Raw genomic sequence first — 26,865 nt, 5'->3', positions numbered from 1 at the left:
GGGCAGGGAGGGCAGATCGGGGCGGGCGGTTGGACGCGCTGGTGACACAGGACGGCCGATCATGGCAGCCCGCTCGCGGCCCCGCCGCGCCCCGACCACTACGCTCCGAGGGATGTTCTCACGCAAAGGGCAATCCGGCACCCGTGGCGGCGCCGAACAACAGTCGATGCCCGAGTCCCAACGCCACCTGTCGTCTGTACCCGACGACCGCGTCGCAGAGTCCCGTGATCCCGACGTGCTGCTCGCCCGAGTCGCACGTGGCGATCGCGCGGCCTACGAGGCCCTCTACGACCAGATGGTGCCCCAGGTCTACGGTGTCATCCGCCGGGTCCTCCGTGATCCCTCGCAGAGCGAGGAGGTCGCGCAGGACGTGATGGTGGAGGTGTGGAGAACCGCGACGAGGTTCGATACCGATCGTGGAAGCGCCAAGTCGTTGATCCTCACGATGGCGCACCGACGAGCGGTCGACCGGGTCCGCAGCGTGCAGTCCTCCCGAGATCGGGAGGAGCGGGTGTCGCGAGAGAGTCGCGAGCGCCCGTTCGACAGCGTTGCCGATGCGGTGGAGACCAGGTTCGAGACACAACAGGTCCGCGAGGCCCTGAAGAACCTGACCGATGTACAACGAGAAGCGATAGAGATGGCGTACTACGGCGGCAACACCTACCGAGAGGTGGCCGCCCTGCTGGACACCCCGCTGGGAACTGTCAAGACACGAATGCGAGACGGCCTGATCCGGCTGCGAGACGCGATGGAGGTGGAGACACGATGAGCAAGGACCTGCATGCCCTGACCGGTGCGTACGTCATGGACGCGCTGGACGACGACGAGCGCGCGGCCTTCGAGGCCTACATGGCCACGTCGCCTGCCACGCAGGCCGAGGTCGCCTCCCTCCTCGAGGTCGGCGCCATGCTCGGTGCCGCGGCTGCTGAGACCCCGCCCGAGGGGTTGCGTCGGGCCGTGATGTCGGAGATCGACAACGTCCGCCAGGAACGTCCGGTCGTGACCGCGATCGACGAGGCACCGTCGGTGCGTCCCGTCGCCGCCCCGGCCTCCCGGTCGTGGGTCACCCGCCTGTCGATGGTCGCTGCCGCCGCGGCAGTTGCCGTGTCGGTGGGTCTGGGCGTCCTCGTGTCGGACCTGTCCAACCGGCTCGATGCGCTGGAGACCACCAACACCGAGGTCGCCACGCTCGTGGCCGCCACGGACGCCGCCCGCTTCGACGCCGGTCTGCCCGACGGTGGAGTCGTGACCGCGGTGATCTCCGATGACCACCACGCGGCCGTGACGGTCGCCGACGGCCTGCCCGTCCTCGACGAGCAGCTGATGTACGTCCTGTGGGCCATCATCGACGGCACCCCCATCGCCGTCGGCGAGCTGCACAACGGCGTCCCCCTGACCACCCAGCACGCCGGCCTGGACGGCCTCGGCCTGACCGTCGAACCCCGCGACGCCCCGCTGGACATGCCGACCGGCACGGTGCAGGTGCAGCTGGGCGCGTGAGCAGTCGGGCAGCCGGGCATCAGTCAGCCTCGGCGGCCCGAGATGTGCAGCTCGGTTGGGTGGGCGGCTGAAGTGCACGACTGCGGCGGGGAGTGGTGCACCTCGGCCAGCCCGCCGGCACAGGTGCACATCGTGGGCCGGCGCACGAGCGGTTCCAAGCGGCTGGGTTGCGTGACCCGGCCGTCGGCCCGAGCATGGCCGACCACATGGGACGAACACCGCTTGCTGACGTCGTCGGACCGGGCTGGGACGTGGCGCTGGAACCAGTCGCCGACGACATCGCCGCGATGGGGGACTTCCTCCGTGGCGAGCTGGCGGCCGGCCGGTCCTTCCTCCCCGCCCCCGACCGGGTGTTCGCCGCCTTCGCCGTCCCGTTCGAGGAGGTCAAGGTGCTGGTCCTCGGCCAGGACCCCTACCCCACGCCCGGTCACGCCGTCGGCCTGTCGTTCAGCGTCGCACCGGGGGTCCGCCCCCTCCCCCGCTCGTTGCAGAACATCTTCGCCGAGCTGTCGGAGGACCTCGACGTGCCCAAGCCCACCGACGGTGACCTGTCGCCGTGGGTCGACCAGGGCGTCATGCTCCTCAACCGCTGCCTGAGCGTGGCGCCACGCGACCCGGGCTCGCACCGCGGCAAGGGCTGGGAGGCCATCACCGAACAGGCCGTCCGGGCCCTGGCCATGCGCAGCGCCCCGCTGGTGGCGATTCTGTGGGGACGCGACGCCCGCTCCACCAAGGAGTGGCTGCTGGATGCGCCAGCGATCGAGTCGGCCCACCCCTCCCCCATGTCGGCGGCCCGCGGGTTCTTCGGGTCGCGTCCCTTCAGCCGGACCAACGCCGCGCTCGAGGCGCTGGGAGCCAGCCCGGTCGACTGGTCGCTGTCCCGAGCCACGGAGCGCGGGTGACGACCGGCCGGCTGGCAGATCTGGTCGCGGCCTCCGACGCCCTGGCCGACGAGCCGGGACGCAACGAGAAGGTCCGCATCATCGTCGAGGCGTTGCTGGCCGCCGGCGACCGTGCCGACCTGGCCGCCCGCTACCTGGCCGGCGACCCGCCGCAGGATCGCCTGGAGGTCGGCTGGGCCGCGGTCCGCGACGCCGACACCGCACCAGCCGAGGACGCGTCCCTCACCCTCGACGACGTCGACGCAGCCCTGGAGGTGCTGGCCACCGCCGGCGGGCCCGGCTCACGGGGCGCACGGATGACCGCCCTGAACGGCCTGCTCGCACGGGCCACCAGCGCCGAGCAGGCGTTCCTGCGCCACCTGGTGATGGGCGAGATGCGACACGGCGCCTCTGCCGGCATGGTCGCCAAGGGCATCGCCAAGGCGGCCGACGTCCCCGAGACCGTGGTCCGCCGCGCCCTCATGCTGTCCGCCGACCTCGGTGAGGTGGCCACCCTTGCGTTGACCGGCGGGCGTCCTGCGCTGGAGGCGGTCGGGCTGGTCGTCGGCCGCGGGGTGCAGCCGATGCTGGCGTCCACCACCGAGTCGGTTACCGAGGTCGTTGAGGAGCTCGGTACGGCCGTGGTGGAGTGGAAGCTCGACGGCGCCCGCATCCAGGTGCACGTCGACGGCGAGGACGTGGTGGTGTTCACCCGCAACCTCAACGACATCACCAGCCGCTCCGCCGATGTCGTGGCCGCCGCCCGGGCCCTTCCCATGCAGCAGGCCATCCTCGACGGCGAGGTGCTGGCGATGGGGACCGACGGCCTGCCGTGGGCCTTCCAGGACACGATGAGCGCCTTCAGCCGGGACGAAGGCGAGCGGCCGGCGCTCAGCCCGTTCTTCTTCGACCTGCTGCACGTCGACGGCGAGGACCTGATCGACCAGCCGCTCTCGGCCCGCCGCCAGCGCCTGACCGCGCTGGTCCCCGACCACCTGCGCATCCCCTCGGTCATCGTCGAGGACGCCGCGGCCGGCGAGGCCGTCGCCGTCGAGTCGCTCGACCGCGGGCACGAGGGCGTGATGGTCAAGGCGCTGGACGCCCCCTACGCCGCCGGCCGTCGTGGCAAGCAGTGGCGCAAGGTCAAGCCGGTCAAGACCCTCGACCTGGTCGTGCTGGCGGTGGAGTGGGGGTCGGGCCGTCGGCAGGGCTGGCTGTCCAACATCCACCTCGGCGCCCGCATCGACGGCCCCGACGGCCAGCCCGAGTTCGTCATGCTCGGCAAGACGTTCAAGGGCATGACCGACGCGATGCTGGAGTGGCAGACCGCCCGGTTCCTGGAGCTGGAGACCCATCGGGACCAGCGGGCCGTCCACGTCCGCCCCGAGCAGGTCGTCGAGATCGCCCTCGACGGGGTGCAGACCTCACGTCGGTACCCGGGCGGCGTGGCCCTGCGGTTCGCGCGGGTGATCGGCTACCGCGACGACAAGAGCCCGGCCGAGGTCGACACCCTCGATACGGTGCGCGCGCTGGGAGGGCTCCCGCCCCGCTGAGCTTCGGGGCCGGTCCGACGCCTCAGATGACCATGCCGGGCGAGCCGTCGTCGGTGACTACGGGGTGGCCCGTGGCGCTCCACTCCTGCATGCCGCCCTCGAGGTTGCGGACGTCGAACCCGGCGTTGTTCATGTAGACCGTCACCTCGGCCGATCGGCGACCGGACCGGCAGATCGCCACGATCGGCACGTCGGTGGGCAGGTCCCGCATCACCTGCGGGATGGTGGCCATGGGCACGTGACGGGCGTCGGGGGCATGTCCTGCCTGCCACTCGTCCATCTCGCGGACGTCCAGCAGGAGCGCGCCGTCGTCGACCAGCTCGACGGCCTCGTTGGGGTCGACCTCTGGCAGGCGGGCGTTCATCACGGTCCTTCGATCGGGGTCCCACGGACCTCGTGGGCGATCAGGAAGGCTATCGCGAGGACTCGACCGGGCGCGTACCGCCCGACGGGGGCGCGTCGAGGTTGCAGTACGTGCGTTCGTGGGGACCGGGATCGGGGCCCCGTCGCGGGGTCCGCAGGGTCGACGGCAGGCCGAGGAAGGCGATGATCGCCGAGACGAACGCCAGCGCCGCCGTCAACAGCATGGCCCGCGAGAAACCCGCGGCGAAACGGGCGGGGTTGTCGAAGGCCCCGGGGCCGAGTCCCGCAGCCGGCGGCAGGACCGCCACGGCGAGCAGGCCAGCGGTCCGGGCCACCGCGTTGTTGATGCCCGAGGCAACGCCGGCCTTCGCCGAGTCCGCCGCGGCCAGCACCGTCGCGGTGACCGGGGCGACCAGCAGGACCAACCCCGCACCGAACACCAGCATGGCCGGCAGCACGTCGCGGAGGTAGCTCGACCCCTCCCCCAGCAGGCTGTAGCCGACCATGCCCGCCGCCAGGAGCAGCGGCCCGATGGTCAGCGGGATGCGAGGGCCGATGCGACTTGCCAGCCGTCCGGACCGGGCGGACAGCAGCAGCATGAGCGACGTGATGGGCAGGGTTGCCGCCCCTGCCTGCACGCCGCTGAACCCGAGGACCTCGCGGAGGAACACCACCAGCAGGAAGAAGACGCCACCGAGCGCGGCGTAGACCACGAACGTGATGCCGTTGGCGACGGAGAACGTCCGGTCGGCGAACATGCCGAGGGGCACCAGCGGGGCGGGCACCCGTCGTTCGACGACGACGAAGCCGACAAGGACCACCGCACCGATGCTCGCCGCACCCACCGACAGGGCGGAGACCCCGTCCCCCAGCCCGATCAGCCCGTAGGTCAGGGCGCCGAGGCCGACGGCAGCGGTGATCGTGCCGAGCCAGTCCAGCCGGCTGCCGTCAGCGGAGGGGTCCTTGCTCTCGGGCAGGTGGCGGACGGTCAGCACCACGGCCAGGGCGCAGACGGGCACGTTGAGAAGGAACAGGGACCGCCATCCCCCGACGTCCAGCAGCAGCCCGCCGACCAGCGGGCCGACCGCCGCGGCGATACCGCCGAAGCCGGACCACGCCCCGATGGCTGCGGACCGGTCCTCCTCGGCGAAGGACGCCTCCAGGATTGCCAGGCTGCCGGGCGTCAGCAGCGCACCGCCGATGCCCATCAGCACCCGGGCGGCCAGCAGCGTGCCGATCGTCGGTGCCGCGGCTGCGGCCACGCTGGCCACGCCGAACACGACGGTGCCCAGCACGTAGATCCGACGTCGCCCGAACGTGTCGCCGAGCGCACCCCCGATGAGGATGAGGGACGCCAGGGCGAGCATGTAGCTGTTGAGGATCCACTGCACGCCGAGCGTGCCGGTGTCGAGCCCGTCGGCGATGTCGGGCAGCGCGACGTTGACGACGGTGCCGGCGACCATCGCCACGGCCGATCCGGCCACCGTGGCCGTGACGGCCCAGCGGCCAGCGGCGGTCCCCATGCGAAGGGGCTCGGCGGCGGTCACGCCCACGAGCCTAGCGGCGGGGAGGAGGGGTCATGGGGCCGGAACCCCGTCCACCGCCAAGCGGTCGATCAGCGCGGCCAGCAGGGTGACCCGCGGCACGATGGAGGCGGCGTCCAACCACTCCGCGGGAGTGTGGTCGTCGCCACCGACGGGGGCCAGACCGTCCAGCACCGGGATCCCAGCGGTCGCAACGATGTTGGCGTCGCCCATGCCCCCGGTGTGGACGTGGCGAATGCCGTCGATGCCGAGCTCGGCCCCCAGGGCACAGGCCAGGTCGCCGAGCGCGGTGACCGCAGGTGTGGCCTCCATGGGTGGGGAGGATGCCTCGAGCCGGGTCGCCACCTGCACCCCGTCGACGTGCGGCGCGCACACCACCCGTTGGGCCTCGGCCAGGAGCGTGTCGTACTCCTCCACGGTCCAGGCCCGCAGGTCGATCCACATCGTGGCCTCGGCCGGCACGATGTTGGAACGGCTGCCGGCCCGCGCGACCCCGACGTTGACGGTGGTACCCCGGTCGAAGTCGTTGAGCGCCTCCAGGCCGACGATGGCGTGCGCCATGTGCAGGGCGGCGTTGATGCCCTTGTGGGGTTCGACCCCGGAATGGGCTCCGCGTCCGGTCAGCTGGGCACGAAGGTTCGCGCCACCCTTGCGGGCGCTGACCAGCGACCCGTCCTCGCGGCCAGCCTCCAGGCACAACGCCACGTCGGCCTCGGCGGCCAGACGGGCGGTCACCGGCGCGGAGAAGGGCGAGCCCAGCTCCTCGTCGGGGGTGAACACCACCATCAGGTCGGCGTCGCTGCCCACCTCGTCCAGCGCCTGCACCGCGATCAGGGCCGCCACGATCCCGCACTTGTCGTCGGCGACGCCAGCGCCCCGGACGTGCCCGTCGACGATCTCGAAGGGCCGCTCGGCCGCGGTGCCCCGGTCGTAGACGGTGTCCATGTGCGCGTTGAGGAGGATGGTCGGGCCCGTCCCCGCACGTCGACCGACGAGGACGTGCAGCGCCCCCACGGGCACGTGCTCGACGGCGAAGCGCTCGGCGATGAGGATGCCCTCGAGCACATCGGTGATCCGCCGGACCCCCTCGTGGTCCAGCGAACCCGAGTCGATGGCGACGAGGTCACGAAGGAGGTCGAGGTAGGCCTGCTCCCGCCGTGCCACGGACGCCCGGATCGCGTCGAGTCGGGTGTCGGTCGGCCGGGCAGTCATCTCGTGGGTCCTTCGTCCTGGGCCGAGTCGTCCGGCCGCGAAGGACTCAGGGTCGGTCGACCGGCCCCGTCGCGCAACCCGACAACCATTCGCGTGGACGCCTGACCACGCGACGCCACGATCCGTGGCCGGGGACCGCGAGTATCGTGGCGTGGTGTCGGTACCGGTGCGATCGCTGACGGTGGCCGTGGTGGTGCTGCTGGTCCTCGGCGCCTCGTGGCTGCTGCTCGACGAGCGTCCCGATCGCACGCACGACCTTCCCGACTCGACGGCCGTCGTGCCGCTGCAGGACCCCCCGTCGTCCGCCCTCGGCGCACGCGCCGATGGCCGGCTGGGGCCTCCGGCGGGGCGTCCCGCACGCACGTTGACCTCACCGGGTGAGAACCTCCACACCCCGCCGCTGCCTCGTGTCGGTCCGGACTGGGTGAGCGGCATCGTGATGGAGGCCCCGGTGCTGATGGGCGACAACGCCCTGCCCTGGCGGTACCACCTCGACGACGACGTCGTCGCCCGGTTCGACGAGGACGCGGTCCACGAGGGCGTCCGTGCCTGGGACGGCCATGCCGGGACCCGTTGGGCCTCCTGGTTCGAGGGCTACGTGACGGACGGCCGGGTCGTGGCCGACGGCCGGTCCACGGTCTTCCTCGAGGAGTCGTGCGAGGGGCTGACCAACGCCAACGCCTACCTGTTCACCGACGGCGGCCTCGGCCTGCGTCGCTACGGGGCGCTCGGAACCCAGATCCTCGAGGCCGACATCGGTGTCTGCCCGCGGGTGGAGTCGCGCGACGACCTGGTCCGGGCGATCCGCCACGAGATGGGCCACGTCGTCGGGCTCGGCCACCTGTGCAACGCCGCGGACGACTGCTGGCGGGACGGCATGGGCGGGGACGACCTGCGATGCCGGATCATGTTCTGGCAGGCGTGGGCCTGCCAGGCCGCGCTGGGCGACGGGGACCTCGCGGGGCTGCGCGCCACCTATCCGACGATCCGGCCGCTGTTCGGTGGCGACAGGCTGGAGACGGTGGCACGGACGTCGTTCGCCATGTCCCCCGACGACGGCAGGGACGTCGCCGTGGTCGTCGACACCGCCGACCCGGGGATCGCCGCCGCGTCGGCCGCCTTCGCGGGCCGCACCGATGCCGCGTGGCTGGCTGGCCAACCGGACGGCGACGCCTGCCTCACCGGCCCTGCCCGGGCCGAGGTCAACCGGGTGCTCCGACGACGCGGCACGCTCGTGCTGGTCGGGGACTGGCCCACCAGCTGCCGGCAGATGGCCCACGACTGGGAGCTCTCGCTTCGCCGGGTCGACGGGGACGCGGTGACGGCTGCCCTCCACCTCGCCGAGCTCGGCTGGACGGCGTCGGGGACCGGTGCGGTCATCAGCACCACCGACGCCGACGACCCCACGCTGGCGATCGCCGCCGGGCTGGCCGGGACCACCGACCGACCGCTGCTGCTGCTCGACGACACCGGTGTATCCCCCGACGTGGTCGCCCTGCTCGAGTCCGACCGGGCGACGACGGTGACGGTGGTCGGATCGGGCGCGGAGCTGACCCTGTCGGCGTTGGCGTCACGCGGGATCAACCTGGAGCGCGTCGACGCACCCGATGCCACGGCGCTGTCGCTGGCCGTCGCCACCCTGACGGCCGGGGGCGTTGGCGGTCCCGTCGTCCTCGCGCCGACCGACGCGGTGCTCGACGGGCTGGCCGCAGGCGCTGGCGCAGGGTTGCTGGATGCCCCCTTGTTGCTCGTCGGTCCGACGGTCGACCCGGCGGTCGAGGCGTTCCTCGCGGCCCACGGCTTCGACGAGGGATGGGCGGTCGGCGGTCCGACCCTCCTCCCCCAGGACCTGCTGGGCCACTACGGGACGTTCGTCGGCTGACCGATCAGCGGCCGTTGGCGCTGAAGTGCATCCAGTCGATCAGGCTGTTCCACCGACCACCCCAGCCCCAGCCGAGCGCGTCGAACGCCGCAACCGCCACGTGCCCCTCGGCGAGCATGCCCGGGCGGACGTGGTCGCGGTCCAGGTAGGCGCCGGCGAGCTCGGGGAGGATCCGCTCGCCCCGCTGATAGGGGTTGACGAACGGGTTGATGTCGACGGCCAGCCCGTAGGCGTGCTGCGACCACGTCGACGATCCACGGACGGGCCGGCAGACGAACGCGGTCGTGTCGTTGCCGTCACCCGTCGGGGGGCCCTCCAGCTCGGCTGCGGAGACGATCCGCATCTCCTCGATCGGGTACCGGATGGCGTGGAGTTGGCGGAAGACGTCGACGATCTCCTCCGCCCAGCTGGCGTTGACGATCAGCTCGCCGGTGTGATGGCGGTCGTCGAAGCCCCAGAAGGACACGGTGACGTAGCGCAGCTCGTCGAGTCCGACGGGACACTCCTCGGTCCACGTCGACCGTGCGACCACATCGTCGGGCACCGCCTCGACGGTGGCGACGAAGCCGTCGTCGGTCGGTGGGGGCAGCAGGTCGATGGTGGGGATGCGACGGTCGACGAGCTCGGCGGGGGTGTCCTGCGGCAACGCCCATCCGTCGGGACCGATCTCCAGCGGCCGGGTGTGCAGCCACTCGGGCCGGTGCAGGCCGTCGGGATCCGGGGTGGCGGTCGGGGACGGCACGGCCGGACCGGTCGGCAGCGGAGCGGGCGACGGCGGGGGCGTCGGCCCGGGCCCCGGCGTGGGGGCAGCCGACGCGTCCGGGTCCGGGATGGGTGGCACGGGCACAGTCGTGACCTGTGCGGCGACGTCGCCGGGTGGCGTGCCGGGCGTGTCCGACGCCGGGGCGGTCGTGCAGGCTGCCGCGGCGAAGGCCAGCGCCAGCAGGAGGAGGCACAGCCGGGCACGTGCTGGTCGGGGCGTCGAGGGGTGGGCCGTCACCCCATCGACGGTACCGAGTGGCCGGTGAAGTGGCGGCCGACCCGCCGGTATCGTCATGCAACGATGAGCCGTTTCTCCCTCGGCACCCGGCCCTCCGCGCCGGACCCACGGACCGCCGCCGCCGTACCGCCCGTCGACGTGGACACCACCGACCGCTCGGCCCCGTCCGTGGCCCGTCAGGACCCGACGGTGCTGTCGGCCTGGCGCACCTCTCCCGCTCGCCTCGCCCGGCTCGTCGTGGGGCTGTGGATCTTCGGCACGGGCGATGCGCTGATCGTGCGGTCCGACCTCGGCAACTCGCCCTGGACGGTCTTCGCCGAGGGCGTCAGCATCCACACGCCGCTGTCGATCGGCGTGGCCAGCATCGTGATCGGGTTCTTCCTGCTGCTGATCTGGATCCCGCTGCGGACACGGCTGGGCCTCGGCACGCTGCTGAACATCGTCGTCATCGGTGTCGCCATCGATGCGACGCTGCTGATGGTCCCCGAGATCGCCCCCATCGGCGGCCGGATCGGGGTGCTGCTCGCCGGCCTGGCGCTGATCGGGCTGGGCAGCGGCCTGTACCTGGGCACTGCGCACGGCCCCGGTCCACGTGACGGGCTGATGACGGGCCTCCACGACCGCACCGGTCTGCCCGTCGGTGTGGTCCGGGGCGCCATCGAGCTGACGGCGTTGACCGCAGGGTGGTTCCTCGGCGGCACGTTCGGGGTGGGCACGGTGGCCTTCGCGCTGCTGATCGGGCCGGCCGTCCAGATGGGCATCGCGCTGGATCGACGGGTCCGCGAGGGCGGCCTGCGTCGACCCCCCGGGGTCACCGCCCCGACCGGCTGAAGTGCTGGTAGTCGCGGCTGCTGGACCAGCGGCCGCCCCAGCCCCATCCGAGGGCATCGAACGCGGCGACGATCGGCCCGCCCTCCACCACCATGCCCGGTCGCACGTCGGCCCGGTCCAGCCAGTCCCGACCGGCGGGCGGTTCGACAGCCTCCCCACGCACCCAGGGGTTCTCCACGGGGTTGATGTCGACTGCCGTGCCCCACGAATGCGTTGACCACGTCGAGGTGCCGGCGACCACCCGGCAGTTGAACGCCGAGGTGTTGTCCGCAGCCATCGACGCGTCGTCGTCGCCGCCGTACTCGCGGACGGGCCGCACGCGGGTGAGGGGGAAGCGGGCGTCGAAGGCGGTCGCCATGACCCCGAGGACGTCGGCGCCGACCTCGTGGTGGACCACCAGCAGGCCGTCGTCGACGACGTTGCCGTCCGCGTCCCAGTGGGCAAGGTCGACGACCACCAGGTCCTGCAGCGGGACCGGACACCCCTCGTGCCAGCTGACCCCCGTCATCGCGGTCTGCTCCTCCTGTGTCAGCGCCCGGACCGCACCGACGAACCCGGGCGGGGGCTGGTCGGTCACGGCCGCCGCGGCCTGACGGTCCACGAAGTTCCCCACGACGGCGGTGCCTCCGGCGATGACGATCGAGGCGGTGGCGCCCTCGCGCAACGCGACGTCGACGTGGCTGGGCAGCTCGTCGTGCGGGGTCAGCAGCAGGCCGGCGGTGCGACGGGCCGCCCACGGGACCATCGCGACGGCGTCGGCGAACCCGTCGGCGCTGGCGACCACGACCACGTCGGAACCGGGTCGGTGCGCGGCCAGGGCCGTGTCGACCCGAGTCGGCCCTGCCACCCGTTGCACCGCGACCCCGAGGGCGCGGACGTCATCGGCCACTTGATCCGACAGCGCCGCGGTGCCGCCCACCAGCACGACCGTGGAGGGTTCGTGGCGCCGGATCGCCTCGGCGGCGGCGGGGGCCAGCCGATCCGGTTCGGTCAGCAGGAGTCCCGCAGGGGCCAGGTTGGCTGCGGCAAGCGCATCGGCGAAGCCGGCCGCGCTGACGAGCACCAGCGGCTGGCCCGCAACGGACGGGACCAGGTCCAGGGCGGCGACCGCCAGCGCAACCGGGTCGGCGGCGGTCAGGCGCTGGACGGCCGTCCCGTCGGGCACGGCGACGGCGCCGACCGCCACGACGTCCTCGACCCCCATCCGTTCGACCGTCGACAGCGTCTCGCTGGGCACCGACGGCCCGGACACGAGGACGGGCACGTCCAGCCGGGCGGCCAAGTGGGCACCGACCAGCGCGTCGGTCCAGGTGGCGCCGTCGACCAGCACGACCCGGTCGCGTGTCCCCCACCCGTCCAGCGCAGCCCGTGCGGCGGTGTCGGCCCGGTTGACACCGTCGAACCGTCCCACGAGCTGATCCGGGGCGTCGACGCCGCCGCCGGGCTGGACCGCGGCCAGGACGTGTCCCCCTCCCAGGAGGAGGCCGAGCACGAGCACGATCGTGGACAGGCCCGCCGGGCTCGTGTGGGACCGGACCCGGTGGGAGCTGCTCGGGGCCGGCCGCATCAGGCCGGCGCCCGGGTCACGGTGTCGGCTCGTTCGGGCACCGCGATCCGGCTCAGGTCCACGGCGGCGACGACGTCGGGGTGGTGCCGGGCGGCCTCGACGGCGAAGCCCTCGGTGTCGGGATATCGCTGGGAGAAGTGCGTGACGACCAGCCGCCGCACCCGCGCATCGGCGGCCAGCCGGCCGGCCTGGTCCGCCGTCATGTGGCCGTACCGCTCGGCCAGGTCCTCGTCCCCCATGCGGAACGTGGCCTCGACCACGCCGAGGTCGACCCCGTCCAGCAGCTCGGCGGCCGACTCGCAGACCCGAGTGTCCATGACGAACGCCATCGACTGCCCGTCCACGGACTCGCTGACGTCCGCGAGCTCGACGACCCGCCCGTCGAGGTCCACGTGGCCCTCCGACCGGAGCCGTCCGACGATCGGTCCCGACAGCCCGGCGCGTTCCAGCAGCGCGGGCACGAACCGGGTGGTCGTCGGCTCCTCCAGCCGGTAGCCGATCGCGGGGACCCGATGGTCCAGCGGCGCGGCGACGAGGCTGCGGTCCTCACCCAGGCCCAGCACGGCGCCCTCGTCGGGGACGGCCACGCGGAGGATGTCCGGGCCGCCGTCGTACTGCCCGACCCCGAGCAGACGGTCGATGTACGGCTCGGCCGCCTGGGGGTAGACGAGCACCACCGGATCGCGGCGTTGCTCGAGGACCATCCGCTGCATGACCCCGGGCAGTCCGAGGCAGTGGTCCCCGTGCTCGTGGGTGATGAGGACATGGCTGATCATGGAGGTCCGCACGTCGGCCAGCAGCATCTGTCGCTGCGTGCCCTCGCCGGGGTCGAACAGCAGCCCGAGGTCGTCCCAGCGCAACAGGTAGCCGTTGTGGTTCCGGTCACGGGTGGGTGCTTGGCTGGCCGTCCCGAGGACGACGAGTTCGCGCGTCATCTGGACAACCGTAGACCCACAGGGGCGGGTGCCGACCGCAGGACGTTCCTTACGAAGCGACGCCGGTCGAGTCACGAGTACCCGTGGGCGGGTCGTGGCCTCTAGCCTTCTGCTCGATGTCCGCCACCAGTGTGCCCGGGTTCGACGACCTGACCGAGATCGGTCGAGGCGGATTCGGCGTGGTCTACCGGGCACCGCAGCAGGGCTTCGGACGGGACGTCGCCATCAAGGTCCTGACCGGGGCGTCGAGCCGGCTGGACGACCGGGCACGCCGCCGGTTCGAGCGAGAGACCGCCACGACCGGTCAGCTGTCGAGCCACCCGCACATCGTCACGCTGCACCAGGCCGGGTTCACCGAGGACAACCGCCCGTACCTGGTGATGGCCTTCCACGAGCGAGGGTCGCTCGGGGACCGCCTCGAGGCGTCCGGGCCGCTGCCGTGGCAGGACGTGGCAAACATCGGGGTCAGCCTCGCGGGGGCGTTGGCGACCGCGCATGCGGCAGGGATCATCCATCGCGACGTCAAGCCGGACAACGTGCTGCTGGACGACTTCGGCTCGCCGGTACTGACCGACTTCGGCATCGCGTCGGTGACCGGCCCGGACACCGCCACGCTGACCAGCACCGGACAGATGACGATGACGGTGGCCTTCTCGCCACCGGAGGTCCTCGACGGGGCCCGCCCCGACGAGCGGACCGACGTCTTCGCCCTCGCCGCAACCCTCTTCGCGCTGCTCGTGGGCCACCCCCCGTTCGTGCGGCCGGGGGACGAGTCGGTCGCACAGGTCATCGCGCGCATGGTTCGCGAGGAACCGCCCGACCTGGTCGACAACGGGGTCCCCCAGCCGCTGGCGGAGGCGATCGACCGGGCGTTGGCCAAGGACCCGGCGTTGCGCACGCCCAACGCGATCGCGTTCGGCCAGCAGCTGCAGGACGCCCAGCGCGCCACCGGGGTGGCGCCCTCGCGGATGACGCTGCCGGAGGCGCTGGACGCCGGCCGCGAGGCCGAGCGCACGCTGGCGCTCCCCGGCCTGGTCCTGGGCACCCCGCTGCACACCGACGAACCCGCCGTGGGGCCGGCCGGGGCCGGGTCAGGCGAGCCCTCCCCTGCCGACGTCCCGACGGCCCCGCTGGCGTCCGAGCCGTCGTTCGCGCCCACCACTCCCCTGGACCGGGATGGCATCACCGCGTCCGCGGACCAGCGGACGCCGACGCAGTCGTGGCCCGCCCAGCCCGCCGCCGCTGGATACGCCGGCCCCTACCCGTCGCAGGCTGCCTCCGGCTACGTCCCGCCCCCAGAGCAGCCCACACGCGGACGGTCGACGGCCGGGGCGATCGTGATCGGCGTGCTCGTCGGGATCGTCGTCCTGGCCGGCGGCGTGTTCGCCTGGCTGCAGCTGGGCGGGGACGACACCGAGGTCGCGGTGACCGATCCATCCGACGTCGCGACCACGACCGATCCCGGCCCCTCCGACGACCCCGACCCCGACCCCGGGCCGACCCTGGAACCGGTCGCCACGTCCGCCCCGACGATCCCCCCGGCCCCGCCGCCACCGGGCCCCACGGGCGAACCGACGGTGCCGCCCACGGTTCCTCCCGCGCCACCGCCACCCCCCGCGCCCGATGTGGCGCTGCTGGTCGACCATCCGCAGGGACCGGCCGTCGCCGCGACCCTCCAGCAGTGGCACGACGGCATCAACCTGGGCGACTACGGGCTGGCGTTCGACGCCTACACGGTCGGCCTGCAGCAGCAGGTCGGCTTCACGCAGTTCAGCGACGGCAACCAGACCAGCACGATCCTCTCCCCTGCCGTCGAGGCGGTCGCGTCGACGGGCAACGGGGTCGACACGACGATCACGTTCCGGTCGCTGCAGGCCGCCGAGCTGGGTCCTGACGGGCAGACCTGCTCGGACTGGCGGCTCCGCTGGCGGATGGTCGAGGTCGACGGCCGCTGGTTGGTCGACGACGTCGACGCGCTGGACGGGAGCCCCTATGCCTGCTGAGCCAGCCGACGCCGTCCGCAGGGAAGCGCTGCACCGTGTCCTGCAGCGCATCGAGGCCGAGATCGGCCCGCTGGGCGGCGACATCCGGGCGATCGACGGCACCGCACCGGGCGTGCGCATGGTGGCCGGCATCGCCGGGGTCGGCCCGGTGTTCGTCAAGGCCAGCGACGGGTCGCCCGAAGCCGGCGAGGCCGTGGCTGCCGAGGTTGCGTTGCTGATGACCCTGGAGCACCGGTCGCTGCCGAGCGTGCTGGCCGGGGATCCGACCGACGAGGTCCCGTGGATGGTCCAGGCCCGCCTGGACGACGACGGCTGGACGCCGCCGTGGCCGTCGCGGATGAAGCCCGTGTGGGCGGCGGTCGCGTCGCTGTCGGCGTTGACCCCACCGCCCTGGCTGCCAACGGTCGCCGACGTCGACCCGTGGCAGGGGCTGATCACGACCGAGGACACACGCGGCCACCACGCGGCGCTGCAGGAGGCGGCCAGCCGGGTGTCCATCGCGGGGCAGTCGCTGGTCCACGGCGACCTCGGCAGCGGCAACGTCCACGCCGCCGGACGACGGGTCACGATCGTGGACTGGTCCGACGCGTTCGTGGGCAACGCCGACGTGGACCGACTGTCGATCGCCGTCGACGTGGCCCACACCGACCGACGTCGCGAGGTGCCGCCGGTCGACGACGTCGGTGGCTGGCTGGCCAAGACCGCTGGCCTGCTGCTCGCCGCGGCGGCCAGGCCGGCTTGGCCTGGACCCGGGGGCGCGGCCGTGCGGGCCACCCAGGCGGCCCTCGCCCGGACCGCGCTGGACTGGGCCATCGACGAGCTCTGAGTCCCAGCAGCGTTCGTCGCGCCCGGTTCTGAGCCGACGGCCATCCGGGCGACGGTCGGCGACGAACTGGTGGGTGACATGCGCCTCCTGACCCCACGCCGTTCCGCCGTCCTCTCCGGGCTGCTCGCCACCGTCGCGGCCCTTGCCGCCGGTGAGCTGGCCGCGGGGATCGTCCCGGGCTGGACCTCGCCCGTCGAGGCGGTGGGGCTGTCGGTGATCGACCTCGTTCCCGGCCCGGTCGAGCGCTGGGCCATCGAGAACCTCGGCAGCAACGACAAGCCGGCGCTGATCGGCGGCACCCTCGCCCTCGTGCTGATCCTCGGTGGGGTGCTCGGTGCGCTTGCCCGGACCCGCTTCCGCATCGCAGCGGCGGGCGTCGTCGCACTCGGCCTGGTCGGGATCGCGGCGACCGCGTTCCAGACCTCGATCACCGACGGCGTGCCGAGCGTGGTCACGGCCGTGGTCGGCGTGGCCCTGCTCGGCCTCCTCGTGCGGAAGGCTGCGGCAGCGTCCACCGACCCCGCACCGGCGACCGACGACCCGACCGGGGACCAGCCGTCTGCGAGCACCGGCACCGAGAACCGGTCCAACGGCATGCGCGCCGGTGCCGCCGACCGTCGGGTCTTCCTGGGCCTTGCCGGCAGCGTCGCCCTGGCGTCAGCTGCGGCGGCCATCGGTGGTCGCACGCTGGCCGGCCGCCAGGGTCAGGCCGTCGAGGCCGCCCGGGCATCGATCGCCAGCGAGATCGCCGGCGCCACGTCGGCCAGCCCCGACGCCGTCGGCAGCGCGACCGAACGCGCGCTCGGACAGGTCGACAGCCCGCTGCCGCCGCTGCCCGACGGCGTGGACTTCGGCATCGACGGCCTCGCCCCCTTCGTCACACCCGAGGACGAGTTCTACCGGGTCGATGCCGCCCTGGTGGTCCCGCGGGTGGACCCCGACGGCTGGTCGCTGCGGATCCACGGCATGGTCGACCAGGAGCTGGAGTTCGGCTACGAGGAGCTGCTGCGCCGCCCCGACCTGATGGAAGCCGACATCACCCTCACCTGTGTGTCCAACGAGGTCGGTGGCGACCTGGTGTCCAGCGCCCGCTGGACCGGCGTGCCGCTGGCCAACCTGCTGGAGGAAGCCGGTGTGCAGGCCGGTGCCGACCAGGTCGTCGGCCGCTCGGTCGACGACTGGACCGGCGGGTTCCCCGTCGACGTCGCCACCGACGGCCGCAACGCCATCGTCGCACTGCTGATGAACGGCCAGCCGCTGCCCGCCGAGCGCGGGTTCCCGGCGCGTCTGGTCGTGCCCGGCATCTACGGCTACGTCTCGGCCACCAAGTGGTTGACCGAGATCGAGCTGACCACCTTCGCCGACTTCGACATGTACTGGGTGCAGCGGGGCTGGGACGAACGAGCCCCCATCAAGACGCAGTCCCGCATCGACGTGCCTGCCCCGCTGGAGCGTGTTGCGCCCGGCGAGGTCGTCGTCGCCGGTGTTGCCTGGGACCAGACGGTCGGCATCCAGAAGGTCGAGATCCGCGTCGACGACGGCGAGTGGAACGAGGCGGAGCTCGCCCTGGAGGCCAACGCCGACACGTGGCGTCAGTGGCGCTGGGCCTGGTCCGACGCCACCCCGGGGTCGCACCGGCTGACGGTCCGCGCCACGAACGCCAACGGCGAGGTGCAGACCGAGGAGCGTCAGCCGCCGTTCCCCAACGGCGCGTCCGGCTGGATGACGCTGCTGGTCACCGTCGCCGAGGGCGCCTGATCCGAGGGGACGTCGCGGCGGCCGGGCTGCGGACTTGTGCCCCGGCGCCGGGACGCCCACCATTCCCCTCTCCTCCGCGGTAGGCCCCACGGAGCATCCGACCTCCGAGCGCCCATGCCCCCCAGCCCCCACCAGCGTCTGCGACTGTTCCTCCTGGTGGGGATGGTGGTCCTCGCGGCGTGCTCGTCGGCTCCCGAGGCGCCGTTGCAGCCCACAGGGACCGCGGTCGTGGACAGCACCACGGTCTGCACCGCCGAAGGCGTGGAGTCGGCGATCGACCTCGCTGACGAGGACGGCAGCCGCGAGGCCATGGCCGAGGTGCCCGTCATGACGGCCGCCATGGCCAACCCCGTCCTGTCCCGCGCCGTGGCGGCCGCGGCCACCGCGAAGCTGACCGACACGCTGGAGAACGCCGAGGCGGTCACGGTCTTCGCGCCGACCGACTGCGCGTTCGAGATGCTGGACCCCGAGCTGCGGGAGGCGGCCCTGGCCGACCCCGCCGGGCTGCTGACGCAGATCCTGGGTGCCCACATCGTGCCGGGCGAACGGCTGGGGTCCGCCGAGCTGACCGGCGGTGAGCTGACGACCTTCACCGGCCGCACGATCCCCTACACCCGCGAGGGCGACCGGATCGTCCTCGCGGGACAGGCGACGGTGCAGGTGGCCGACATCCAGACGGCCAACGCGACGATCCACCTCGTCGACCACGTCATCGTGCCCGACGGGGTCCAGGGCCCCGTGCAGGTCGAGGCGGTCGAGACGGGCCCACCCGACTCGACGGCCGCATGCGACACCGCTGCGCTGACCGCGGCGATCAACGCCGGCCCGGCTGACGGCACCATCGTCGGCATGGCCGACGACCCCGTTGCGGTGGCCGCGTCCAGCAACCCGGTGCTGACCACGCTGGTCGAGGCGATCGTGGGCGCCGACCTCGTGGACACGCTCAACAGCGCCGACGCCCTGACGGTGTTCGCGCCCACCGACTGCGCGTTCGCGATGCTCGACCCCTCGACCCTGCAGGCGGCGATGGCCGACCCCCAGGGCCTGCTCGCACGAATCCTGCAGTTCCACGTCGTGCAGGGACGGCTGACGTTGGACCAGCTCGGCGGCGGCGAGCTGCCGACCGTGGCCGGGCCACCGCTGCCCTACACCGTCGAGGACAACGTGGTGACCCTCAACGGCCAGGCCCGGATCGTCGTGCCGAACATCCAGACCGCCAACGCCACGGTCCACCTGATCGACCGGGTCCTGCTGCCCGCCGGCTGACCACGTGTGGTGGGGGAAACCGGCCGACGGCCCCAGCGGCCGAACGGCTACTGTTGGCTGTTCCCCCAGTGGAGACTCCTCGCTGACCCTCGGCCATCTTCTGGCTGTCTCGATCCTGTCGCCTCCGCGCTCTCGAGCCGAGGAGCCAGCTTGTCCACGCCCATCCCCCTGCCCAGACCCACCGCCGTCGTCTACTGCGACCACCACTTCGGCGGGATCGACGGCAAGACCGCCAACGGCCTCGTGCGCCACAGCGAGACCTACGAGGTACTGAGCGTCATCGACAGCGGGCAGGCAGGACATGACGCCGGCACGTTGCTGGACGGTCGCGCCAACGGCATCCCCGTCGTCGCCTCGCTGCAGGAGGCCCTGGACCTCGAGGTGGCTCGGACGGGCACACGACCCGACGCGATGATCATCGGTGTCGCGCCGTCCAGCGGGCTGCTCGACGCGGCCAGCCGCACGGTCCTGCTGGCGGCCATCGCCGCCGGACTCGACCTCGTGAACGGCCTGCACGAGTTCCTCAACGACGACCCCGAGTTCGCTGGTGCCGCCATCGCCAACGAGGTGGAGATCCGTGACATCCGCCGGCCGCGGGCGACGAAGGACCTGCGCATGTTCACCGGCCGGATCGAGGAGGTCACCTGCCCGGTGATCGCGGTCCTCGGCACCGACGGCGCCATCGGCAAGCGGACCACCGCGACGATCCTCGTCGACGCGCTCCGGGACGCGGGCATCCACGCGGTCATGGTCAGCACCGGACAGACGGGCCTGATCCAGGGAGCCCGCTTCGGGATCGCGCTGGATGCAATCCCGGCGCAGTTCGGCATCGGCGAGATGGAGGGCGTCGTGCTCGACGCCTTCCGGTCCGCGTCCCCCGACGTGATCATCGTCGAGGGCCAGGGTGCGCTGAGCCACCCTGGCCCTCGACGATGATGCTGCGCGGCAGCCGTCCGGACGGCGTGATCCTCCAGCACGCCCCGGGCCGGACGGTCCTCAGCGACTTCCCCGACGTGGCCATGCCGACCCCTGAAAGCGAGATCGCGCTGATCCAGGCGTTCGCCGACACCACCGTGATCGGCATGACGATCAACCACGAGCGCCTGTCGGACGACGAGATCAGCGCCGCCATCGTGGACTTCCAACGTCGGCTGTCGATCCCGGTCACCGATGCGCTGACCCGTCCGGTGGAGGACCTGGTCACCATGGTCGTCACCGCCTTCCCGACCCTTCGACCGCTGGTGCCGGCCGGGACCGGGTGAGGGCCCCGCGGCTGGAGATCGACCTGGCCCACATCGAGGACAACACCGCCTCGCTCGTCAGTCGCCTCGAGCGACGCGGCATCGGTGTCACGGCGGTGACTAAGGCCGTTCGGGGGAGCATCCCGATCGTCGAGGCGATGCTGGCCGGCGGTGCCCGGGGGCTTGCCGACTCCCGCGTTGCCACGCTGGCGGCGATGCGACGGGCCGGGGTTGCCGCGCCGGCGACCCAGCTGCGCACCCCGATGGCCAGCGAGACCGCTCGGGTGGTGGCGTGGGCCGACACCAGCTTCAACACCGAACCGGTGATCCTTGCCTGCCTGTCGAGGGCGGCAGGTCGTTCGGGTCGGAATCACGGGGTGATCCTCGCGGTGGAGCTCGGTGACCTGCGGGAGGGGATCATGCCCGAGGACCTGCCCGCGGTCCTGGCCTGCGCGATGTCGTTGCCGCACCTGGAGGTACGCGGCCTCGGCGCCAACCTCGCCTGTCGCAACGGGGTGGTGCCCGACGAGGTGAACATGGCGGTGCTGGACCGGCTGGTCGGTGACTGCGAGACCACCCTCGGCCATCCGCTGGAGGTCGTGTCGGGCGGCAACTCCGCGAACCTGTCCTGGGCGCTGCACACGCCGGATGTCGGACGGGTCAACGACCTGCGCCTGGGTGAGGCCCTGCTGCTCGGCAGGGACCCCTTGGACCGACGCCCGATCGCCGGACTCCACCAGGACGCGTTCACGCTGGTCGCAGAGGTCATCGAGTCGGGCATGAAGCCGTCGGCGCCGTGGGGACGCCGGGGCGAGACCGCCAACGGTCCCGGTGAGGCGCCGTTGGACTGCGGGCCCATCGCCCAGTCGATCCTTGCCATCGGTCGACAGGACATCGATCCCGAGGGGCTGGTCCCGCCCGACGGCGTGGCCGTCATCGGCTGCAGCAGCGACCACCTCCTGGTGCGCACCGCCCATCCACTGGTGGTGGGCAGCCAGCTGTCCTTCGGGTTGGGGTACGGCGCGCTCGTCCGCGCGATGACCTCGCCGTTCGTGGCCAGGCGGTTCATGGGCCGGGCCCTCCTACCGGCGTAGGAAAAGTTTCTCGGGGTCACCAATCCATCCTCGGACCGCGTCCGAACCAGTGGTGTCAGGCGCCGCCAGCGCAACGCCCCTCCGGCTGCGCACCGCCTGCCGCCAGATCCCCGAACGGGCCAGCCCTGCTGTGCCCCCACCCGATGAAAGGCAACGCAACATGCGTTCGATGCTCAAGCTCCGCACGCTGCTCCTGGTCATGGTCCTTGCCGTGGTCGCCGCAGCCTGTGCAGCAGATGACTCCTCAGAGGAGACCGCCACAGGCGCCTCCGAAACGGCCACCGAGGCCGCCATGGACGAAGAGATGACGGAGGAGGCCACCGCGGCCGACTCCTCCACCATCTGTGACGCCGATGGCCTGGTCACCGCCGTCGAGAGCGGTGCCGAAGAGGGCACGCTGGCCGGCATGGCCGACGACCCCGTCGCCACCGCCGCCTCCTCCAACCCCGTCCTGACCACCCTGGTCACCGCCGTGTCCGAGGCCGGCCTCGTCGACACCCTCAACTCCGCTGAGGCCCTCACGGTCTTCGCTCCCACCGACTGCGCCTTCGCCAACTTCGACCAGGCAACCCTCGAGGCGGCCCTTGCCGACCCGACCGGTCTGCTGACCCAGGTCCTCGGCTTCCACGTCATCGCTGGCGAGCAGATCGCCTCCGCTGACCTGTCCGGTGACTACGAGACCTTCACCGGCGAGACCATCACCATCGACGGCACCTCCGTCGCTGGCCAGGCCGAGATCGTCGTCCCCGACATCGAGACCGCCAACGCCACCGTGCACCTCATCGACACCGTCCTGGTGCCGCCGAGCGTCTCCGGCGCTGCTGGTGACGAGGCCATGACCGACGAGGCCATGACCGAAGAGGGCACCGACGCCGCCGCTGCGGCGGACTCCTCCACCGTCTGCGACACCGACGCCATCGTCGCCGCCGTCCAGGGTGGCCAGTCCGAGGGCACCCTCGAGGGCATGGCCGACGACCCCGTCGCCACCGCCGCTTCCTCCAACCCGGTCCTGACCACCCTGGTCACCGCCGTTGGTGCGGCTGGCCTGGGTGACACCCTGAACTCCGCTGAGGCCCTCACGGTCTTCGCTCCCACCGACTGCGCCTTCGCCGCCCTGGACGAGGCCACCCTGCAGGCTGCGCTGGACGACCCGTCCGGTCTGCTGACCCAGGTCCTCGGCCTGCACGTCATCGTCGGCGAGCGCATCGCCTCCGCTGACCTGTCCGGTGACTACGAGACCTTCACCGGCGAGACCATCACCATCGACGGCACGACCGTCGCTGGCCAGGCCGAGATCGTCGTCCCCGACGTCCAGACCGCCAACGCGACCGTGCACCTGATCGACTCCGTGCTGCTGCCCAGCAGCTAGCACCCGGTCCTTCCGGAAACGGGTCGGTCGTCCTCCGGGACGGCCGACCCGTTCGGCGTTTTCGGCACCGACCGCGTGTCGGGTATCCACGACGGGCGGCCCCGTTTCCGACACGCGTCGGGTTCGGCGGGGGCGGAACCGCGACCGGTTGTCGGGTTCCTTCGACGGGCGGCCCAACACCCGACACGCGTCGGGTCAGGCGAGCGGTGGCCGGCCGGCCGGGTCAGGGCGGGCGGTGGCCGGTCCGGTCAGGACTCGGTCAGGACTCGGCGGTGTCGTCGTCCTCGTCGGCGGAGAACACCTGGAACGCCGTGCCCATGCCGATGCCGAGGATGGGGTAGATCGGCCAGAAGTGGCTGCCGACCCCGCTGGTCACGGCCCACAGGACGACGAAGAACACCGACAGCACCGCCAGACGCACCACGGCGTTGCGGTCGGCCGCGGACAGGCCCGAGCGTGTGTCCGCTCCCGTGACACCCGTCGATGCAGGCTGGGTCGTCACCGGCTGCCCGTCCTGCAGCACCGGCAGGTCGACGAGGACGTGGTCCAGCTGGCTGGCCGTCCGCGCGGCGGCAACCTGCTCGACCCGGTCCTCGAACTCGCCGAGGCCGAGCCGGCCGTCGCGGTAGTGGGCCTGCAGGTCGCGGATGACCCGGTCGCGTTCGGCGTCACCGATCCGGACCTCGGGAACGCCGTCGGGGAGGGGCTGCTGCTGGGCATCGGACATCCGGGCCAGCCTAACGGGCGGCTATTGCGTCGGACACGCCTCCCGCATCGACGCCTCGACGCCAGCCGAGATGGTGTCGGTCCCGCCGACGAGGAAGAGGGTCGCGCACCGCGTGGCGGCCGCGGTCGATGCCGGGAGGACGTCGTCGCCGACCAGCACCAGCGGCGCGTCGTTGTCGGCGGCGAGGCCAGCGGCGGCCAGCCCGCGAGCCCAGCCGTCCACGTCCCAGCCACCGATCACGGTGACCGCGGCGAAGGGGCTCGCGACGCCCCAGAGCCGCTCGCCGACGGCGATCGCCGTGGAGGCCCGGTCGGGACCCTCCACACGTGTGGCGCCGGCCAGCTCGTCGTGGGCGTCCGACAGGGCAGCCGTGCCGCCGAGCAGGACGGGCGCGGCGCCGTGGTCGGCCAGCCAGTCCATCACCGCCGGGTGCGGGGTGGCGCTGGGGGTGAGCAGCACCGGTGTGCCCGTCCTGGCGCCGTGTGCACCGCCGCTGACGGCGTCGGCCCATGCAGCCGTGGGGTTGTCGGCGGGCCCGTCGGCGCGGGCCAGCATGACACGGGCGGGGCTGCTGCCGAGGCGGAGCAGCTCGTCGGCCACGGCGATCGACGTCTCGACCCTCGTCGCCCCGGCCAGCCTGACGGGCAGGTAACCGAGCGCGGTCACCCGGTCCTCGACCTCGGCCGACAGCGCCCCGACCCCGCCCAGGAGGTAGACGGTCGCTCCGGCAGGCAGGACCCGCCGCAGCTCCTCGGCCGTCTCGGTCGACAGGGTCGTGCCGTCGGTCAGCAGGAGTGGCCCATCTCCGCTCAGCGATGCGCCGGCCAGCGCATCGGCGAAGGCGTCGTCGCGGACGAGGACCGCGTGCTGGGCCGGGCGTCCGTCAGCGGCCGCTCGGGTGGCGTCGGCGTCGGCGAAGCGGAGGCGGGAGATGCTGGTCGCGGCCGCGAGCGGGGACGGGTCGTCGACCCGTTCGACGCTGTCGGGGGATGTCGGCTCCGTCGGCGGCGCGGCCGCGGGTTCTTCCGGCTCCTCGGTCGGCTCTTCGCTCAGGGCAGGCGCGGGTGGTGCGCCACCGCCGCTCGGTGGCGGCGGCGCGGGACCGGGTGGTGGAGGGGGCGGGTCGGTCGGCGGCGTCCCATCGGCGCTGCTGACGGTCCAGCTGCACGACGCCGTGGTGCTGGATCCGACGTGGTCCCGTGCCTCGACCACCAGCTCGTGCGGACCCGGCGTATCGGTGGACAGCGGTCGCGTCCCGGATGGGTCCAGGTCCAGCCCCGAGCCGATGTCGCTGGCGGTCACGGTGACGCTGACGGCTGCGTCCTGCTCCACGGCGTCGGTGGGACACCCGACGATCTCGACCACGGGCGCGGCCGCGTCGACTGCGGCACCGGGGTCGGTGGGCGGCGAGACGTTGCCGGCCCGGTCGGCCACCTGCACCTCGCCCACGGGGCCGTGGGTGTCGAGCAGGACGTCGTGGGGTTCGACACCGCTGCCGGCGGAGGTGTCGGGCGCCAGCCGGTCGGTGGCCTCGACGTGCATTGACGTGCCTGCCGGGTACCAAGTGGTCCCGTCGAGCAGGACGCCGGCACGGTCGAAGTCGATCCGGGGGGCCAACGGGGCGGTCCGGTCGATGACCACGGGAGTGGCCACGGGGGACAGCGCCGTCGCACCGGTGGCCTCGAGCGTGCCGCGGACCCGAAGGGCCAGCCTGCCCTCCGGGAGGGCGGAGAGGTCAGCGGTCGCCTCGGTCAACCCGTCAGCGACCGTGGTCCAGGTGCTGCCGCCGACGGCCGTGCGTTCCACCGCGAAGCGGTCAGCACCGCCGGGCTGCCAGGTGACGACGTCACCGGTTCCACCCACGAAGTTCGGTCCGGGGGCGCCCGGTGCGGCGATCCGGCTGCCGTCACAGCCAGCGAGCCTGACGGACTCGGCCAGGTCGAGCCGGCCTCCAGTCGCCCAGGCGTCGGTTTGTCCCGCGACGGGTTCGACGCCCCCGAGGATCGCAGTGCGGATGTCGGCGAGGTCGACCCCGCAGCCCGCGAGCAGCGCACCGGTGGCCGCCACGAGCGGGGCGGCCATGGAGGTGCCGTTCATCACGGTCGTCCCGCCGCCTCGTGCGGTCGAGTGGATGGCGCTGCCCGGCGCGCCGAGGTCGACGCTGATGGTGCCGTGGTTGCTGAACGACGACACGTTGTCGTTGCGATCGGTCGCGCCGACGCAGATGACGTTGGCGGCGGCGTAGCCACAGGGATAGGTGGGGGTCGTGTCGTTGTCGGCGCCCTCGTTGCCGGCCGCGGCGACCAGGAGGATGCCCGCGGCCTCGGCCTCGGCGATGGCCTGCGCCAGGGAGGAGGAATAGCCGTTGCCGCTCCACGACGCGTTGAACACGCGCAGGTCCACCCCGGCCTCGACGAGATCGATGGCGACGTTGATCGCGGCGATCGCATCGGAGGTCGTGCCGTTGCCGGCCGCGTCGAGGAACCGGAGGTCGAGCAGCCGGGCGTGCGGTGCGAGCCCCGCGGTGCCGACGGCGTTGCCCATGGTCGCGGCGACGATGCCGGCCACGTGGGTGCCGTGGCCCTCCCCGTCGCCGTTGCTGGACGGGGCAGCGCAGCCGTCGTCGATCCAGTCGTAGCCGACGCTCCCGTCCGGACAGCCGGCCAGCTGCCCGCTCGAGCGCCACATCCGGTCGACGAGGTCGGGATGGGACGCATCGATGCCGCTGTCGGACACGGCGACCACCACGTCGTTGCCGAGCGGGCCGGCGCTGCCGTCGGGGACGACGACCCCGGTGGCCAGCAGGTCCCAGGCCTCGAGCGCACCGACGTCGACCCCGGCCGTGCCGCCGGCCTGGCCGGTGTTGGCCAGCCCCCACTGGTCGCCGAACCGTGGATCGTCGGGCGCAGGCAGCGCGGCCAGCCGGACGGGCCAGTCGGGCTCGACCAGGTCGATGCCGTCGACGCCGGTCAGGTCGCCGATCGCCCGTGTCGGGTCGTCGACCTCCACCGACAGGGTGTCGCGTGCGATGACGTCGATGTCCCCGTCGGCGCTGGCCACGACCTCGTCGATGCCGTCGACGGAGCCGTCGAGCACGACGATGATCCCCTCGACCCCGTCGGCCGCCGGCCGGTCCTGCGCGAGGGCCTGTCCGGGCACCACGAGGGCGGCGAGCAGGACCCAGGCCAAGGCAGTGGTGGTGCGCGTCACGCCCCCATCATCGGCCAGACCGACGTGTGGCGAAGGCCATTCCTCCCACGGTCACGGAAACCTTGCAGACGGTGTTGTCGGCTCAACAGGTGACACTCGTGGG

At 72.7% G+C, this 26,865-nt stretch carries 20 protein-coding genes and 1 pseudogene; 13 read left to right on the top strand and 8 right to left on the bottom strand.

The features are described from left to right. Nucleotides 1-112 precede the first annotated feature (112 nt). The 4 genes from sigK to DVS28_RS10575 all read left to right on the top strand — a co-directional run bounded on the left by sigK (nucleotide 113) and on the right by DVS28_RS10575 (nucleotide 3,934). On the top strand, nucleotides 113-769 hold the full coding sequence (sigK, locus tag DVS28_RS10590) for an ECF RNA polymerase sigma factor SigK (RefSeq protein ID WP_216826544.1): 657 nt from the start codon (nucleotides 113-115) through the stop codon (nucleotides 767-769). Beyond that, complete coding sequence (locus tag DVS28_RS10585) at nucleotides 766-1,500, top strand: anti-sigma factor (protein WP_114591417.1); 735 nt, start codon at nucleotides 766-768, stop codon at nucleotides 1,498-1,500. Before sigK ends, DVS28_RS10585 begins: the two co-directional genes overlap by 4 nt. Nucleotides 1,501-1,706: 206 nt before the next feature. Then, the gene (locus DVS28_RS10580) at nucleotides 1,707-2,402 is read left to right on the top strand and encodes a uracil-DNA glycosylase (protein WP_114594116.1); all 696 of its coding nucleotides are present in this window, start codon (nucleotides 1,707-1,709) and stop codon (nucleotides 2,400-2,402) included. Further along, complete coding sequence (locus DVS28_RS10575; protein ID WP_114591416.1) at nucleotides 2,399-3,934, top strand: ATP-dependent DNA ligase; 1,536 nt, start codon at nucleotides 2,399-2,401, stop codon at nucleotides 3,932-3,934. Before DVS28_RS10580 ends, DVS28_RS10575 begins: the two co-directional genes overlap by 4 nt. A gap of 22 nt (nucleotides 3,935-3,956) precedes the next feature. Here DVS28_RS10575 and DVS28_RS10570 read toward each other — a convergent pair whose 3' ends face one another. Genes DVS28_RS10570 through DVS28_RS10560 form a run of 3 tightly spaced genes read right to left on the bottom strand, consistent with a single transcriptional unit; the run spans nucleotide 3,957 to nucleotide 7,053 of the window. Then, complete coding sequence (locus tag DVS28_RS10570; RefSeq protein WP_114591415.1) at nucleotides 3,957-4,298, bottom strand: rhodanese-like domain-containing protein; 342 nt, start codon at nucleotides 4,296-4,298, stop codon at nucleotides 3,957-3,959. A 49-nt stretch (nucleotides 4,299-4,347) separates the two neighbouring features. Further along, nucleotides 4,348-5,844 (bottom strand): MFS transporter, encoded by a 1,497-nt coding sequence (locus DVS28_RS10565; protein ID WP_164710373.1) that lies wholly within the window; start codon nucleotides 5,842-5,844, stop codon nucleotides 4,348-4,350. Nucleotides 5,845-5,874: 30 nt separating this feature from the next. After that, nucleotides 5,875-7,053: a M20 family metallopeptidase gene (locus tag DVS28_RS10560; protein ID WP_164710372.1), complete on the bottom strand. Its 1,179-nt coding sequence runs from the start codon at nucleotides 7,051-7,053 to the stop codon at nucleotides 5,875-5,877. A 154-nt stretch (nucleotides 7,054-7,207) separates the two neighbouring features. Between DVS28_RS10560 and DVS28_RS10555 the strand changes: the two genes are divergently transcribed. Further along, the gene (locus DVS28_RS10555) at nucleotides 7,208-8,935 is read left to right on the top strand and encodes a zinc metalloprotease (RefSeq protein WP_164710371.1); all 1,728 of its coding nucleotides are present in this window, start codon (nucleotides 7,208-7,210) and stop codon (nucleotides 8,933-8,935) included. 4 nt (nucleotides 8,936-8,939) lie between these two features. Here DVS28_RS10555 and DVS28_RS10550 read toward each other — a convergent pair whose 3' ends face one another. Further along, the gene (locus DVS28_RS10550) at nucleotides 8,940-9,935 is read right to left on the bottom strand and encodes a M15 family metallopeptidase (RefSeq protein ID WP_216826543.1); all 996 of its coding nucleotides are present in this window, start codon (nucleotides 9,933-9,935) and stop codon (nucleotides 8,940-8,942) included. A 63-nt stretch (nucleotides 9,936-9,998) separates the two neighbouring features. On the opposite strand from DVS28_RS10550, the gene yczE reads away from it, so the two are divergent. Further along, nucleotides 9,999-10,766 (top strand): membrane protein YczE, encoded by a 768-nt coding sequence (yczE, locus tag DVS28_RS10545; protein WP_114591410.1) that lies wholly within the window; start codon nucleotides 9,999-10,001, stop codon nucleotides 10,764-10,766. Here the strand turns inward: yczE and DVS28_RS10540 are convergent. Next, the gene (locus tag DVS28_RS10540) at nucleotides 10,747-12,258 is read right to left on the bottom strand and encodes a cell wall-binding repeat-containing protein (protein WP_164710370.1); all 1,512 of its coding nucleotides are present in this window, start codon (nucleotides 12,256-12,258) and stop codon (nucleotides 10,747-10,749) included. The two genes, yczE and DVS28_RS10540, sit on opposite strands and share 20 nt — an antisense overlap. A 74-nt stretch (nucleotides 12,259-12,332) precedes the next feature. Then, nucleotides 12,333-13,268, bottom strand: coding sequence for a ribonuclease Z (locus DVS28_RS10535; protein ID WP_114591408.1), 936 nt, complete (start codon nucleotides 13,266-13,268; stop codon nucleotides 12,333-12,335). 116 nt (nucleotides 13,269-13,384) lie between these two features. Here DVS28_RS10535 and DVS28_RS10530 point away from each other — a divergent pair, with 116 nt between their 5' ends. From DVS28_RS10530 to DVS28_RS10500, 7 genes and pseudogenes are all read left to right on the top strand, one after another. Next, nucleotides 13,385-15,271: a serine/threonine protein kinase gene (locus tag DVS28_RS10530; protein ID WP_114591407.1), complete on the top strand. Its 1,887-nt coding sequence runs from the start codon at nucleotides 13,385-13,387 to the stop codon at nucleotides 15,269-15,271. Next, complete coding sequence (locus tag DVS28_RS10525; RefSeq protein ID WP_114591406.1) at nucleotides 15,261-16,097, top strand: BUD32 family EKC/KEOPS complex subunit; 837 nt, start codon at nucleotides 15,261-15,263, stop codon at nucleotides 16,095-16,097. The genes DVS28_RS10530 and DVS28_RS10525 overlap by 11 nt, the downstream gene beginning before the upstream one ends. A 78-nt stretch (nucleotides 16,098-16,175) precedes the next feature. Further along, nucleotides 16,176-17,855, top strand: a complete 1,680-nt coding sequence (locus DVS28_RS10520) for a molybdopterin-dependent oxidoreductase (protein WP_114594115.1) — start codon at nucleotides 16,176-16,178, stop codon at nucleotides 17,853-17,855. 114 nt (nucleotides 17,856-17,969) lie between these two features. Beyond that, a complete protein-coding gene (locus DVS28_RS10515) occupies nucleotides 17,970-19,121 on the top strand; it encodes a fasciclin domain-containing protein (protein ID WP_114591405.1) in 1,152 nt (383 codons plus the stop codon). Between the two features lie 150 nt (nucleotides 19,122-19,271). After that, nucleotides 19,272-20,383, top strand: a pseudogene (locus DVS28_RS29560) (N-acetyltransferase DgcN family protein). Continuing rightward, a complete protein-coding gene (locus DVS28_RS10505; protein WP_114591404.1) occupies nucleotides 20,380-21,456 on the top strand; it encodes an alanine/ornithine racemase family PLP-dependent enzyme in 1,077 nt (358 codons plus the stop codon). The pseudogene DVS28_RS29560 and the gene DVS28_RS10505 overlap by 4 nt, the downstream one beginning before the upstream one ends. Nucleotides 21,457-21,616: 160 nt before the next feature. Beyond that, the gene (locus DVS28_RS10500; protein ID WP_114591403.1) at nucleotides 21,617-22,825 is read left to right on the top strand and encodes a fasciclin domain-containing protein; all 1,209 of its coding nucleotides are present in this window, start codon (nucleotides 21,617-21,619) and stop codon (nucleotides 22,823-22,825) included. Nucleotides 22,826-23,084: 259 nt separating this feature from the next. Here DVS28_RS10500 and DVS28_RS10495 read toward each other — a convergent pair whose 3' ends face one another. Together DVS28_RS10495 and DVS28_RS10490 are read right to left on the bottom strand one after the other, a co-directional pair. After that, entirely contained in the window at nucleotides 23,085-23,552 is a 468-nt protein-coding gene (locus tag DVS28_RS10495; RefSeq protein WP_114591402.1) for a DUF1707 domain-containing protein, read from the bottom strand. 21 nt (nucleotides 23,553-23,573) lie between these two features. Next, nucleotides 23,574-26,762: a S8 family serine peptidase gene (locus DVS28_RS10490; RefSeq protein WP_114591401.1), complete on the bottom strand. Its 3,189-nt coding sequence runs from the start codon at nucleotides 26,760-26,762 to the stop codon at nucleotides 23,574-23,576. Between the last annotated feature and the right edge of the window lie 103 nt (nucleotides 26,763-26,865).

The sequence above is a fragment of the Euzebya pacifica genome (genome assembly GCF_003344865.1).
GTDB lineage: Bacteria > Actinomycetota > Nitriliruptoria > Euzebyales > Euzebyaceae > Euzebya > Euzebya pacifica.
Note: the sequence above shows the minus strand (reverse complement) of the source record. Positions and strands in the feature narration are given on the sequence as shown.

What these genes read in the sequence shown, in the direction of transcription:
- sigK (WP_216826544.1), top strand. Translation starts at nt 113, where the DNA reads ATGTTCTCACGCAAAGGGCAATCCGGCACCCGTGGCGGCGCCGAACAA.
- DVS28_RS10585 (WP_114591417.1), top strand. Translation starts at nt 766, where the DNA reads ATGAGCAAGGACCTGCATGCCCTGACCGGTGCGTACGTCATGGACGCG.
- DVS28_RS10580 (WP_114594116.1), top strand. Translation starts at nt 1,707, where the DNA reads ATGGGACGAACACCGCTTGCTGACGTCGTCGGACCGGGCTGGGACGTG.
- DVS28_RS10570 (WP_114591415.1), bottom strand. Translation starts at nt 4,298, where the DNA reads ATGAACGCCCGCCTGCCAGAGGTCGACCCCAACGAGGCCGTCGAGCTG.
- DVS28_RS10560 (WP_164710372.1), bottom strand. Translation starts at nt 7,053, where the DNA reads ATGACTGCCCGGCCGACCGACACCCGACTCGACGCGATCCGGGCGTCC.
- yczE (WP_114591410.1), top strand. Translation starts at nt 9,999, where the DNA reads ATGAGCCGTTTCTCCCTCGGCACCCGGCCCTCCGCGCCGGACCCACGG.
- DVS28_RS10535 (WP_114591408.1), bottom strand. Translation starts at nt 13,268, where the DNA reads ATGACGCGCGAACTCGTCGTCCTCGGGACGGCCAGCCAAGCACCCACC.
- DVS28_RS10530 (WP_114591407.1), top strand. Translation starts at nt 13,385, where the DNA reads ATGTCCGCCACCAGTGTGCCCGGGTTCGACGACCTGACCGAGATCGGT.
- DVS28_RS10525 (WP_114591406.1), top strand. Translation starts at nt 15,261, where the DNA reads ATGCCTGCTGAGCCAGCCGACGCCGTCCGCAGGGAAGCGCTGCACCGT.
- DVS28_RS10520 (WP_114594115.1), top strand. Translation starts at nt 16,176, where the DNA reads ATGCGCCTCCTGACCCCACGCCGTTCCGCCGTCCTCTCCGGGCTGCTC.
- DVS28_RS10515 (WP_114591405.1), top strand. Translation starts at nt 17,970, where the DNA reads ATGCCCCCCAGCCCCCACCAGCGTCTGCGACTGTTCCTCCTGGTGGGG.
- DVS28_RS10500 (WP_114591403.1), top strand. Translation starts at nt 21,617, where the DNA reads ATGCGTTCGATGCTCAAGCTCCGCACGCTGCTCCTGGTCATGGTCCTT.
- DVS28_RS10495 (WP_114591402.1), bottom strand. Translation starts at nt 23,552, where the DNA reads ATGTCCGATGCCCAGCAGCAGCCCCTCCCCGACGGCGTTCCCGAGGTC.